The organism is Pseudolactococcus piscium (assembly GCF_002441695.1).
GTDB lineage: Bacteria > Bacillota > Bacilli > Lactobacillales > Streptococcaceae > Pseudolactococcus > Pseudolactococcus piscium.
Genome location: NZ_JXJW01000001.1, coordinates 130,166 through 143,400 on the forward strand (window position 1 = coordinate 130,166; position 13,235 = coordinate 143,400).

A 13,235-nucleotide genomic window follows, 5' to 3' on the forward strand; every position below is an offset into this window, starting at 1 on the left:
TAAAACATAGGATGGATAATAAACAAATGCTAGATTTCTCTTCAGAAGCGTACCTTTCAAAAGTTGATGCCTGGTGGCGTACAGCTAACTATATTGCAGTTGCACAGATGTATCTCAAGAATAATCCGTTGTTAAAACATGAGATTCAAAAAGAAGATTTAAAAAAACACCCCATAGGACATTGGGGAACAATTTCAGGGCAAAACTTTATTTATGCCCATCTTAACCGCGTCATTAACAAGTATGATCTGAACATGTTCTATATAGAAGGTCCAGGTCATGGTGGGCAAGTGATGGTAGCTAATGCTTATATTGATGGCACTTATACCGAATTATATCCTGAGATTACACAGGATGAGGCAGGGTTTAAACAACTCTGTAAAATATTTTCCTTTCCTGGAGGCATTGCATCACATGCAGCGCCAGAAACACCTGGCTCAATACATGAAGGTGGCGAATTAGGGTACGCTTTATCACATGCTACAGGTGCTATTTTAGATAATCCAGACGTGATTGCTGCGACAGTTATTGGTGATGGGGAAGCAGAAACCGGTCCGCTTGCCGCAGGATGGTTCTCAAATACATTTATTAACCCGGTAAATGATGGGGCTATTCTGCCTATTTTGTATCTAAATGGTGGTAAAATATCGAATCCAACGATCTTAGAACGAAAATCAGATTTTGAATTGACTCAGTATTTTGAAGGACTCGGTTGGGATCCTATATTTGTTGAGGGGACGGATGCAGCTGTACTTCATCCTTTAATGGCTAGTAAATTAGATCATGCAATTGACCGAATTAAGGAAATTCAAGCAGAAGCACGTCAAGGTAAAGCAGAAGATGCTGAGATGCCACACTGGCCAGTTTTAATTGTTCGGACACCAAAAGGGTGGACAGGCCCTAAATCTTGGGATAACGCCCCAATTGAAGGCGGTTTTCGTGCCCACCAAGTGCCGATTCCAGTCGATGCTGACCATATGGCAGAAGTTGATGCTTTGATAGATTGGTTAAAGTCATATCGTCCGGATGAGCTATTTGACGAAAATGGCACAATTAGAGACGAGATTCGTACCTTGTCGCCAAAAGGCAATCAACGCATGTCATCAAACCCGATTACTAATGGGGGAATTGATCCTAAACCATTGGTTATCCCTGATTGGCAATCTTATGCATTATCTATTAAACCTGGTCAAACTGTGGCACAGGACATGATTGAATTTGGTAGATTTGCTAAAGCATTAATTGTCGCTAACCCAGAAAACTTTCGTATTTTTGGACCTGACGAAACGAAATCAAATCGCTTGAACGCCATATTTGATGTGACAAATCGTCAGTGGCTGGGAACAAAGAGAGAAGACTACGACGAATGGATTTCACCAGTTGGTCGTGTGATTGATGGGCAATTATCAGAGCACCAATGCGAAGGCTTCTTAGAGGGCTATGTATTGACTGGGCGACATGGCTTTTTCGCAAGTTATGAAGCATTTTTACGAGTTGTTGATTCAATGATTACGCAACATTTTAAATGGTTACGTAAAGCTAAAGAGCAGCCTTGGCGTCATCATTACCCATCGCTTAACCTGCTTGCAACATCCACAGTTTTTCAACAAGATCACAACGGCTACACACATCAAGATCCAGGTCTCTTGACCCACTTATCAGAAAAAAAACCTGAGTTTATACGAGAATATTTACCAGCAGATACGAACACCGTATTAGCAGTAATGGCTGAAGCATTAGGGTCTGAAGAATTGATTAACTTGATTGTTTGTTCAAAACAGCCTAGACCTCAGTTTTACTCTGCAATTGAAGCTGAAATTTTAGTTAAAGAAGGCCTGAAAATTATTGACTGGGCATCCACTAATGCGGAAGATGAAGCACCAGATTTAGTGATTGCAGCTGCAGGTACGGAACCAAATTTAGAAGCATTAGCTGCCATTACTCTCCTTAAAGCAGAGAAACCAGAACTTAAAATTCGCTTTATTAATGTTGTAGACTTACTTAAACTACGTCATCCATCCGTTGATCCTAGAGGGTTAAGTGATGAACAGTTTGATGCATACTTTACAACTGATAAGCCTATTGTATTCGCCTTTCATGGGTATGAAGGACTAATTCGTGATATCTTCTTTGATCGACATAATCAGAATGTATTAATTCACGGGTATCGTGAAAATGGCGATATTACAACGCCATTTGACATGCGTGTCTTTAGTGAAATGGACCGTTTCCATTTGGCACAAGATGGTGCTAATGCTGTTTACGGTAAAGAAGCTGCGCCGTTTTCACAAAAAATGACTGACACGATCAATTTCCATCATAGCTATATCCGTGAACATGGTGAGGATATACCAGAAGTTGAAAATTGGATATGGTCATAAGAGACATGACCATATCGACATAAACTTAAAATGATTGTTTTAAAGTATGACAGGTGTAAACTGACAGTCAGCCAACTGCCAGTTATACGTCGATAATTGAGCCTCCTTAGCTAATTTAACCTGACATCTGTGATACTTTATTCAATATATTATGTTGTCTCGTTTTGAGATGACATGTAAATGATGCACGATCCCTGTTCGCCAGTGGGCGTGCATCTTTTTATAACATTGTGAGGAGAAGTATGAGTGTAATAATCAAAAAAGTCAGTCTAGGGAAAGACAAAACATCATCTTTAGTGATTTTAAAAAATGATGACTTGACTGTAGAGTTGCTATCTTATGGTGCCCATCTTTACCGAGTACTTGCTAAAGATAAAGTTGGTAAGAAAGAAAATATTGTACTAAATGTGACGCCGATGTCTGATATATCGCATGACTTGCAGTACTTTGGTGCGACAGTCGGTCCAGTTGCTGGACGTATTAAGCAGGCAAAAATTGGTCAATTGTCACTACAAGCAAATGAGAATGGTAATTCACTGCATAGTGGATCGCAAGGTTGGTCTTTTCAAGAATGGGAACTAGATTGGCAAGAAGACAAGAATAGCATCACGGTTAGCTTTAGCTATTTAGATGATAAATCTGGCTTTCCTGGTCCGATTAAAGCAGCCGTTATTTATAGATTAGCCGGTGATCAGTTGACCATCACATTTACTGGGGAGTCCTCTGTTGCCAGTTATTTCAATCCAACCAATCATAGCTATTTTAACCTTAGCGGGGACCTAAAAACCACTATAGAAGAGCAAAATCTTTATGTTTCAGCACCTCATATATTGGAGACGGATAACGCACTAATTCCTACAGGCGCCTTTATTGGCGTTTCGGATACACCTTATGATTTTACAAATCCCAAACGAGTGAATCAGGCTTTGCGTGATTTACCAAATGGTTTAGACACAGCTTACATTTTTGCAGAAGACTCAGATAGCAATACAGTTTTAGTATCCGATGATGTAAGTGGTAGAACGTTAACTGTAACGAGTAATGCACGAAGTGTTATTATATACACTGCGACTGGATGGCATCGGACAACTTACGTTAATCATCGTCCAATGGTGAAAAATTTAGGACTTGCAATAGAGTTTCAAGAAATCCCTGATACACCCAATCATCCAGAATGGGGAGATGTAGCACTTCTACCAGGAAAAAAAATAGTAAAAAGTATCAACTATAAATTTGGAGTGAAATAAGATGGTAAAAAAAGTCATAAGTATCACTGGTGATTTGTATCACCACAAATCAGATGGTAAAGATTATATTCAGCATGCCTTAGATTTATTGGATGAGTTAGTTAATTATGAAAATATACCAATTGAAAAATTGGCTGATGCAATTCTTGAGAATCCTGATTTGATTATTTTATCAATAGAAAATCAAGTCGTAGGACAAGAAGACAATGCTAGTGGATGGCTGACACCTGAAATTAGCAAACTGATTATCAAATATGTCGAGCATGGTGGTAGTTGGCTTTCCCTGCATTCAGGGTTATCAAATTATCCCCAAGATTCAGACTATGTCAAAATGATCAAAGGGTATTTTATCATGCATCCAGAGCAACTAGCGGTGACGTATCAATCATATATAGCAGAATGTCCAAGTGAGTTTACGATCATAGATGAGCATTATCAGATTGGCATGATTGATGCTTATACAACAATTTTTTTACGTAGTATTTCTAAGTATGGGGAGTCAGTTGCTGGATGGCGTCACTTTTATGGGAGTGGTAAAGTTGCAGGATATGCCCCAAGTCATAATTTAGAAGGGATGGAAAACGAGACAAATTTGGCTATTTTGAGCACGGTTATAGGCTGGCTACTTAAGCATCAGTCAAGTGTAAGGTGGAAACAATACTTGAAGTCTCAAGTCTAGCTAGGCTCTTTTAAGTGGCAAAAATAGGACGATTTAATAACGACAAAGTATCCCTCTTGTTAACTAGAGGGATGCTTTTTTTTATTTGTCTGTCTTATCTAGTACGTCTGTCATCATAAATCAATGATAGTTAAGGTAGTGAGAAATTGCTGATAATGCTAGTAAACAGATAAATATTGGTCTTGTTAGTCAGTTTCGAAAAATAATAAGTAAAAAATATAGGAAAAGTATTGACAAACTAGGTGGAAGCGGTTACAATGAGTTTATAAGTTAGTACGCCGAACAATCTAACTAGGTTTGGATATGAAAAGTACTTACAAAAAACATTTTAATTAACATCGTATGGTTAGGTTAGTTTATAATTTTTCCTAACTAATTGGCTCGTAAAAAACGAGTAGGAGGAAGCACAACATGACATATTTTCCAGAGATTGAAAAAATTCAATACGAAGGTGTAGATGCAAAGAATCCCTTCGCGTTCAGACACTACAACCCCGAGGAAGTAGTTGCAGGCAAGACGATGAGAGAACATCTCCGCTTTGCCATTGCCTACTGGCATACCATGACACAAGATGGCTCAGACCCCTTTGGTAGTGCAACTAATCAACGGCCATGGTTGGGTGAGACAGCCCTCGAAACAGCGAAAAATCGTGTTGAGGCTTTCTTTGAAATATTGGTCAAACTAGATGCCCCTTACTTTTGTTTCCATGATATCGACATTGCACCAGAAGGCGAATCACTAGCCGAATTCTTTGATAACTTAGATGTTATTACGGATCTGATCAAAGAAAAGATGGATGAAACAGGTATTAAATTACTTTGGAACACGGCTAATCTATTTTCAAATCCGCGTTTTGTCAATGGTGCTGGGTCATCAAATAACGCTGATGTCTTTGCTTACTCGGCAGCCCAAATCAAAAAAGGCTTGGATATCTCTAAAAAATTAGGCGGTGAAAACTATGTCTTCTGGGGTGGTCGTGAAGGTTATGAGTCCTTGTTAAATACGGATATGGCCCTTGAACAAGACAATATCGCCCGTCTCTTTAAAATGGCGATTGCCTATGGTGAGAAAATCGGTCACAAACCCCAATTCTTGATTGAGCCAAAACCAAAAGAACCAATGAAACACCAATATGATTTTGATGCCGCAACAGCGCTTGCCTTCATCTTGAAGTATAACTTGCAAGGGGACTTCAAACTTAACTTGGAAGGCAACCATGCGACATTAGCTGGTCATACATTTGAGCATGAGCTAACTGTCGCTCGGATCAATGATGCGCTTGGCTCTATTGATGCCAACCAAGGGGATGTCTTACTTGGCTGGGACACAGATGAGTTTCCAACAAACGTACTAGATACAACGCTTGTCATGGTTGAAATTTTAGAAAATGATGGTCTGGCACCTGGTGGCATTAACTTCGACTCAAAAGTGCGTCGCTCATCATTTGCGGCTGAAGATTTGTTCTTGGCACATATCGCAGGATTTGATACCTTTGCACGCGGCTTGAAAGGTGCAGCGGCGATTCTAGAGGATCGGTTCTTGTCAGATTTAAAAGCCAGTCGATATGCCAGCTATCAAACAGGCATTGGTGCAAACATTTTAGCTGACAAGGAAGACCTTGAGTCCTTGACTGCCTACTCGCTAGAGCATGGTGGGGAAATAAAAAATGAATCAAGTCATATTGAACTTGTCAAATCACACCTGAATGATTACTTGGTTTGATTGGTGTAAGTAACTAATTTGATACTAACTAGAAGCAATCCTCTAAAATAAAGGAAATAAGAAGGAGCATGAAATGAAAAAATGGCAAAAAGTGGCAGTGAGTGCTGTGACAATTCTGTCGATTGCAGCGTTAGCTACAGGGTGTTCGGCTGGCAAGAAAAAGGGCAATACGACTGAAAATAAAGGGGCTGTGCAAGTCAGCTTTAGTTGGTGGGGGAATGATGATCGGCATAAAGCCACACAAGATATGATCACGAATTTTGAAAAGGATCATAAAGATATCTCTGTTAAGGGAGAACCAAGTGGCTTTGGTGACTTGGACCAAGTCTTTACAACACGCTATGCAGGAAATACCCTGGCTGATGTGACGACTTTGCTATATAGTTGGGTACCTCAGTTTGGCCAAAATGGTGGCTTCTATGATTTAAACAAAATCAAGAGTCTAGATTTATCGACATATAACAAAGACTTTTTGAAGTTTGGTCAGGTTGACGGCAAGCAAGTTGCTGTGCCTTATGGCGAAAACACACTTGTCATGTATGTCAATAAGACTGCATATGAAAAAAATGGTATTGATGCTGCATCCCTTAAGACTTGGGATGATTATGCAACAGCAGCAAAAAAATTACCTGAAGGGTCCTTCATGATTGCCTCACCTACATGGCGCTTTCCAGTCACTGTCTGGTTGCAACAAAAAACTGGCAAAACTGAGTTTAATGCAAAAGGTGATTTGAACTGGTCAGAGCAAGACTATCTTGATGGCATGACTTGGTATAAAAAAATGGCCGATGCACGTGTCTTTGTTTCTCGTAAGGACTACTTAGAAAATGTTGGGACAGAACCGGTTTCATTAGCAACTAATAAAAAATGGTTGAACGGTGAATATGGTGGCGGTATTGGTTGGAATGCGGGTATTACATCAGATTATCAATCTTTAAAAGCAGTTGGTAGTGAGCTTGTCATTGTGGACTATCCGATTGCAGAGGGTGGTAAAAAGGTTAACCTCTTATCAAAACCATCTATGTTATTTGGTGTTAAAAAGAATGAAAAGAATCCTGAGCAAGTCGGGACATTCTTAAATGACTTTCTTAATGGTGAGAAAGCAAACGAGATACTAGGGCTATCTCGTGGTATTCCAGCGTCATCAGCAGCTGTCAAGTCCTTAACTAAATCAGGTAAGTTAACTGGTTTCATGAAGGATGGCTATGACTATGGACAAAAAGCAGTCAAGATGAACGAGACGCCTTTCTATGAAGATGGTAGTTTGACAACTATCTACACAACAGAGATTGAAGCTGTAGAACTTGGCAAAACTGATTTGAAAACAGCAGCGAAAAATGTGTTTACAAAGACAAAAGATCAAGCTGCTAAACTTGCAAAAGATTATAAACTAAAATAAGTCGTTCTAATCAAAGATATGGGAGCAAATATGTTAATGTTTGTTCCCATAATCATTTACTCGGCTATCCTATAGCGGTGTATTTCTAGCTGTTTTGATTGCTGTAAATGCTTATTCCAATTATTGAATTCCGAGGAGGGAAAAATGAGAAGTAAAAAAATTGGATTAATTTTTGTAACCCCATGGCTCATTGGGTTTATCGGTTTGACAATTTGGCCAATTCTATCATCATTTTATTACGCGTTGACGGACTACTCACTGGCACGTGTTGGACAAAAAGTTGCCTTTCTAGGGTTACAAAATTATATCAATTTATTCAAAGATCAGACCTTCATCGCCTCTTTAAAAGCGACGTTGATTTATACGGTGGCGACAGTACCACTTCAGTTAGGTTTTGCACTATTTGTTGCCTTCATTTTGAACTTTAAGTTGAAGGCGATTAATTTCTATCGAACAGCCTACTACATTCCCTCTATTTTAGGTGGGAATGTCGCTGTGGGTGTCCTATGGCGCTCTATGTTTCAACCTAAAGGGTTAGTGAATTCGTTTTTAGGGATATTTGGGGTACAGCCAATCAATTGGCTATCAACAGCAACTGGGGCAATGATCGTTCTTGTCATTTTAAAAGTTTGGCAGTTTGGATCAGCAATGCTCATATTTTTGGCGGCACTAAAAGATATTCCAGGTGAGCTATATGAGTCAGCTAGTCTTGAGGGGGCGTCTAAGTTGACCCAGTTTTTAAAAATCACAATCCCCCTAATAACGCCGACAATCTTCTTTAATCTTGTCATGCAGCTCAATAATGCCTTTCAAGAGTTCAATGGTCCCTATATTGTTACAGGTAAAGGCCCACTAAATTCGACGTATCTGGCATCTATGTATATTTATGATAAAGCCTTTAAAGAATTTGATATGGGCTATGCAAGTGCCGCAAGTTGGGTGTTATTTGCCTTGATTGTTGGGACAACGATTATCTTATTTTCTAGTCAAAGAAAATGGGTCTATTACTCTGATGGAGGTGGGAAATAATGGCTGTTACACCTAGTTTATCTGAAAATAGAAAACTGCAAAATCAAAAATTCTCTGCCGTAATGAGATATGTCGTCTTAACACTGGTTGCAGTGGTCATGCTTTATCCAATTATTTGGCTGGTAGGTGCGTCGTTTAAAGAGAATAATGAGATTTTCACATCCATTGGGTTTATTCCAAAGCGTTTAGATTTTCAAGCTTATATTGACGGTTGGAATACCAAAGGGGATTATACATTTACTTTATACTTCATTAATACCTTTAAATATGTCGTGCCAAAGATCGTTTTCACACTTTTGTCTGCGACGATCACAGCTTATGGTTTTGCTCGATTCGAGTTTCCTTTTAAGAAAATTATGTTTTCTTTATTGATGGCAACCATGTTCTTGCCTCAAGTTGTCACGCGTATTCCTTTATATTTATTCTGGAAAAATCTGGGTCTGTTGGATACCTACATCCCTTTGATTGCCAACTCAGTGTTTGCCCAAGAGCCCTTCTTTGTATTTATGATGATTCAGTTCTTGCGGTCGATTCCAAGAGATTTAGATGAAGCAGCAACGATAGATGGTTGTGGCGAATTTGGTATTTTATGGCGGATACTAGTGCCAGCCTTGAAACCAGCTTTGATCTCGTGTGTAATCTTCCAATTCGTCTGGAGTTTTAGTGATTTCCTTGGACCACTTATCTATATCACGTCTCAAGATAAATTCCCGGTATCCCTAGCCTTGAAGTTGAATATTGATCCATCGACGAATACACCATGGAATCAAGTGTTTGCCATGTCGCTTATCTCACTTTTACCTGCGATTATCTTGTTCTTTAGTGCCCAAAAATACTTTGTTGATGGGGTAACGTCTTCAGGTATTAAAGGATAATACGACGTATGATAAGGAGGAATCATGAAATTTAATTTTGATTTTTTGACAGATTGGACAGTTGATATTGTTAACGCTGTCTATCGCTTAACGATTCAGAGCCTGTATTTTATTTTATCGAATAGTCTGTTTCTGATGATGCTTTTGGTATTTAAAATGACGCTCAATAATTTTATCTTATTTCTAGTCCCTATTTTCCTAATGCTTATCAGCTTTTTAACACAATTTACCATAAATGAAGCGGGTAAAGGACCGCTAGCTTTTAAAGCATATTGTCGCCTGTATCAAAGGAATCTAAAGTCTCAGTGGCAAATGAGTGTCTTTTACACCCTACTAATCGCTTTTCTGGTTTTTGACTTTCGGATTTTAAGTGTGCTAAAAAATGGCTTGCTTTATGTGCCATTTTTGATAACAAGTGGTTTTCTCATCAGTAGTCTGTTTTTTATGATCTTGATAGCAACGGACGCAAGATCAAAGCAACTCAGCTTAGGTAGAAAATTTTTCTCAGCCTTGTTAATTGCTTATAGATTACCTTTAGTCACTTTGGTTAACATGATCTGTCTTGTTGGGATTGCCATTTCCTTAGTTTTATTTCCTATCGCTTATATCTGTATACTTGGTGGCTTGATCAATTATTTGATTTATCTAAATTGTCAGTGTCGGTTCTCAGTTAGCCTGTATTTTGGAGATGTGTCAGGTAAGATTGGCTTCTAGAACAGGGGTGTGAGTCTGATGTCAAAAAAGGTGGATTAGCTGTCTTTACTTTGTTAAGAAACGGGTGATAGCAGTATGATATCAATTAAAGAGGGAAAGAGGATAGCAAGATGAATTGGAAGCCGATTTTTGGCTACTTAAGTTCGGATTATCGATCGTGGCCAAGTTATTTACAAGCTGAGCAACAGGTCATTACATTAACGCTTGATGCCGGTGGGGCTAGTCTGCGTTTAGTGCTAGAAAATGAGTATGGCATTGAGTCTTTAATATTTAGCGAGGTAACCTTATCGCACCAGGGCGAGGTCTACCTAGTTCAGGTGCTAAGGCAAGATACGATTTGTGTTCGACCAGGTGAGCGGATTCAGACCGATCCAATCGCGGTAATGTTTGAGTCGGGGGATCAGATTGTTATCACGACACAGTTAGCTAAACCGACGATTATAACGAGTGGCATTGTCACTTATTCAGATCAAAATATAAGCGTTGAGAATAGGTACCAAAATCAAGTTGAGCCGCAAGAAAAAAGATTCAGAACAAGACAAGAAAACCCTGCCTTGCAGTTTGTCTATGGCTTTCAATACTTAGAAGCTGTGACGGATGCTAAAACGGTCCATTTCTTTGGAGATTCATTAACGCAGCAAGGTTGGCTAATGGATGGTTTAAAAAGTAGACTACGAGAGGAGCAGCTAGACGCGTTTGGTCTTGTTAATCTTGGTATTGGCGGCAATCAAATACTAGTTGGGACAGATCAACCTGCATCAGACGCTTATCTGCGTCATGGTGCTTCTGGTCTCTTAAGGTTTGAGAGGGATGTGTTTTCCTTAGCGGTACCAGACACAGTTTTACTATACCATGGGATTAATGACTGCCTGTTTGGGACTGCCAGTGCAGCAGTGATTATTTCAGGCTTGATGCACTACGCTGATATCGTCAAACGTTATGGTAGTCGATTAGTCGCCTGTACGTTGACACCTGCCGGAAAGTCTGATTTTTATCAGTCCTCATTTGAGGCTAAGCGACAGGCCGTCAATGCTTGGATTAGGGAGACGTCCTTATTTGACAGTGTATTAGATTTGGATTTTCTGGCACGAGATGCCGTATCACAGGTCAAGCTAGCGGATGAAATCGATCGAGGAGACGGCCTGCATTATAGTCGAGCTGGTGGTCATCTACTGGCGCAGCGCTTACCCAAAGTAACACTATTAAAGATATTAGGAGAATGAGACATGTCGAACAAAGACAGCTGTTGGTTAACTAAAAAAATCACAGATGACAGATACCAAGGCTATTATTTAAATGATACATCAAAGATAGCAACAACCATTGCTGATGAATTCTCGGACTTGTATACTAATATGCACAAGAAAAGCAATCAGGAAGATGCAGATATTGTGTTTGATCTTGTTACGGATGCACGTTTGGGACAAGAAGGGTTCAAAGTTGTCCTGGAAAATCATGTTATCACTATTTTAGCGAATCACTCAAAAGGCTTACTTTATGGGTTTTATCATATCTATACTGTTTTAGCACAGGGAGCAGATGTTGTCAGCCTCATGTCGATTCCTGATCAAAGTATTCGGATGATCAATCACTGGGATAATATGGATGGGTCGATCGAACGTGGGTATGCGGGAGATTCTATTTTCTACAAAGCTAACACCTTTAGGCGAGATTTTGAGTTAATTCGGCAATATGCACGCTTGCTTGCATCAGTAGGGATCAATGCCGTATCGATTAATAATGTCAATGTGCATCAAGTTGAAACCCGGTTAATTCTAGAAGAAAATTTACCAGATGTTAAAGAAATATCAGATATTTTTAGCCATTACGGCATTAAAACCTATCTGAGTGTGAATTTTGCATCTCCTAAACTCGTCGGTGGCTTGGCGACATCTGATCCATTAGCTGATGATGTCAATAGATTTTGGACGAAAATTGCCAAAACGATCTACCGTGCGATTCCTGATTTCGGAGGGTTTGTCGTTAAAGCTGATTCAGAAGGAGAACCTGGGCCCTTTACTTATGGTAGAGGACATGATGACGGTGCCAACATGTTCGCCCGTGCACTGTCACCTTATGGTGGTCATGTCATTTGGCGGTGTTTTGTCTATGATTGTAAACAGGATTGGCGAGATAGGTCGATAGATCGTGCGCGTGCCGCCTATGATCACTTTATTGGGTTAGATGGTAAATTTGATGATAATGTGACGCTACAAATCAAATTAGGACCGATAGATTTTCAAACGAGAGAACCTGTAACCCCTCTCTTTGGTGCCTTGAAAAAGACCAATCACATGATCGAATTTCAAATTACGCAGGAGTACACTGGCCATCAAAAGCATATTTACTATTTGGCCCCTGTTTGGAAGGAAGCGTTGGACTTTGATACGCAAATGACGGATGGCAAGAGTTTGGTGAAAACGACACTCAAAGAACATTCCGTTATACCCTCTCTTTCTGGGATTGCGGCTGTTGGTAGTGTCGGTATGGATAACAACTGGACGCATCATAAACTGATGCAGATCAACCTATTCGCTTATGGTAGGTTATGCTGGGATAACGGGTTGACCTCTCAGGAGATAGCCGATGAGTGGCTCAAGCTGACCTTCTACTTAAGTGCCCAAGCCAAGGCAAAACTATTAGACGTTTTATTAACATCTCGTGAAACCTATGAGTTTTATACGGCGCCGCTTGGGATTGGTTTTATGGTTAAACCGCAGTTGCATTACGGGCCTGATGTCGATGGCTACGAATATGATCGCTGGGGGACGTATCATTTTGCCGATCGTAATGGAATCGGTGTCAACCGGACGTCGATAGATGGTACAGGCTATACAGCTCAGTATGGTGCAGCGCTTGAAGCGCAGTACAATGATTCAGCGACATGTCCTGACAATCTAGTCCTATTTTTCCATCACCTTCCCTATACACACCGGCTTCAAGAAAGTGGCAAGACGTTGATTCAGCATATCTATGACACCCATTTTGAAGGTGTTGAACAGGTTGAACACTATATTGCTGTTTGGGAAGCACTGGAAGATGAACTAGATGTCGTCTCTTTTGAAAATGTCAAATTGCTTTTGGCCGAACAGTATCGTGTTGCCAAAGACTGGCGGGATCAGGTCAATACTTATTTTTGGCGTAAATCTGGTATTGCGGATGCGCACAGTAGACAAATTTATGATTGAT

At 39.9% G+C, this 13,235-nt stretch carries 10 protein-coding genes; all 10 read left to right on the forward strand.

Going from position 1 to position 13,235, the window contains the following annotated elements:
- Positions 1–11: 11 nt before the first annotated feature.
- Positions 12–2,381 carry a phosphoketolase family protein gene (locus RU86_RS00565; RefSeq protein ID WP_245810445.1) on the forward strand — a complete coding sequence of 790 codons (2,370 nt, stop codon included), beginning with the start codon at positions 12–14 and terminating at the stop codon, positions 2,379–2,381.
- A 242-nt stretch (positions 2,382–2,623) separates the two neighbouring features.
- The gene (locus tag RU86_RS00570) at positions 2,624–3,628 is read left to right on the forward strand and encodes an aldose epimerase family protein (protein ID WP_096813539.1); all 1,005 of its coding nucleotides are present in this window, start codon (positions 2,624–2,626) and stop codon (positions 3,626–3,628) included.
- 1 nt (position 3,629) lies between these two features.
- Entirely contained in the window at positions 3,630–4,307 is a 678-nt protein-coding gene (locus tag RU86_RS00575) for a ThuA domain-containing protein (protein ID WP_096813540.1), read from the forward strand.
- 411 nt (positions 4,308–4,718) lie between these two features.
- Positions 4,719–6,029: a xylose isomerase gene (gene xylA / locus RU86_RS00580; protein WP_096813541.1), complete on the forward strand. Its 1,311-nt coding sequence runs from the start codon at positions 4,719–4,721 to the stop codon at positions 6,027–6,029.
- Positions 6,030–6,102: 73 nt separating this feature from the next.
- Positions 6,103–7,428 carry an ABC transporter substrate-binding protein gene (locus tag RU86_RS00585; protein ID WP_096813542.1) on the forward strand — a complete coding sequence of 442 codons (1,326 nt, stop codon included), beginning with the start codon at positions 6,103–6,105 and terminating at the stop codon, positions 7,426–7,428.
- A gap of 144 nt (positions 7,429–7,572) precedes the next feature.
- Entirely contained in the window at positions 7,573–8,457 is an 885-nt protein-coding gene (locus tag RU86_RS00590) for a carbohydrate ABC transporter permease (protein ID WP_096813543.1), read from the forward strand.
- Positions 8,457–9,332 carry a carbohydrate ABC transporter permease gene (locus RU86_RS00595; protein WP_096813544.1) on the forward strand — a complete coding sequence of 292 codons (876 nt, stop codon included), beginning with the start codon at positions 8,457–8,459 and terminating at the stop codon, positions 9,330–9,332. Before RU86_RS00590 ends, RU86_RS00595 begins: the two co-directional genes overlap by 1 nt.
- Positions 9,333–9,356: 24 nt before the next feature.
- Positions 9,357–10,046 carry a hypothetical protein gene (locus tag RU86_RS00600; RefSeq protein WP_096813545.1) on the forward strand — a complete coding sequence of 230 codons (690 nt, stop codon included), beginning with the start codon at positions 9,357–9,359 and terminating at the stop codon, positions 10,044–10,046.
- Positions 10,047–10,156: 110 nt separating this feature from the next.
- Positions 10,157–11,269 (forward strand): GDSL-type esterase/lipase family protein, encoded by a 1,113-nt coding sequence (locus RU86_RS00605; RefSeq protein WP_096813546.1) that lies wholly within the window; start codon positions 10,157–10,159, stop codon positions 11,267–11,269.
- 3 nt (positions 11,270–11,272) lie between these two features.
- A complete protein-coding gene (locus RU86_RS00610) occupies positions 11,273–13,234 on the forward strand; it encodes a glycoside hydrolase family 20 zincin-like fold domain-containing protein (protein ID WP_096813547.1) in 1,962 nt (653 codons plus the stop codon).
- The last annotated feature ends 1 nt before the right edge of the window (position 13,235 follow it).

Coding starts and splice junctions, on each gene's coding strand:
- RU86_RS00565 (WP_245810445.1), top strand. CDS start 12: ATGGATAATAAACAAATGCTAGATTTCTCTTCAGAAGCGTACCTTTCA.
- RU86_RS00570 (WP_096813539.1), top strand. CDS start 2,624: ATGAGTGTAATAATCAAAAAAGTCAGTCTAGGGAAAGACAAAACATCA.
- RU86_RS00575 (WP_096813540.1), top strand. CDS start 3,630: ATGGTAAAAAAAGTCATAAGTATCACTGGTGATTTGTATCACCACAAA.
- xylA (WP_096813541.1), top strand. CDS start 4,719: ATGACATATTTTCCAGAGATTGAAAAAATTCAATACGAAGGTGTAGAT.
- RU86_RS00585 (WP_096813542.1), top strand. CDS start 6,103: ATGAAAAAATGGCAAAAAGTGGCAGTGAGTGCTGTGACAATTCTGTCG.
- RU86_RS00590 (WP_096813543.1), top strand. CDS start 7,573: ATGAGAAGTAAAAAAATTGGATTAATTTTTGTAACCCCATGGCTCATT.
- RU86_RS00595 (WP_096813544.1), top strand. CDS start 8,457: ATGGCTGTTACACCTAGTTTATCTGAAAATAGAAAACTGCAAAATCAA.
- RU86_RS00600 (WP_096813545.1), top strand. CDS start 9,357: ATGAAATTTAATTTTGATTTTTTGACAGATTGGACAGTTGATATTGTT.
- RU86_RS00605 (WP_096813546.1), top strand. CDS start 10,157: ATGAATTGGAAGCCGATTTTTGGCTACTTAAGTTCGGATTATCGATCG.
- RU86_RS00610 (WP_096813547.1), top strand. CDS start 11,273: ATGTCGAACAAAGACAGCTGTTGGTTAACTAAAAAAATCACAGATGAC.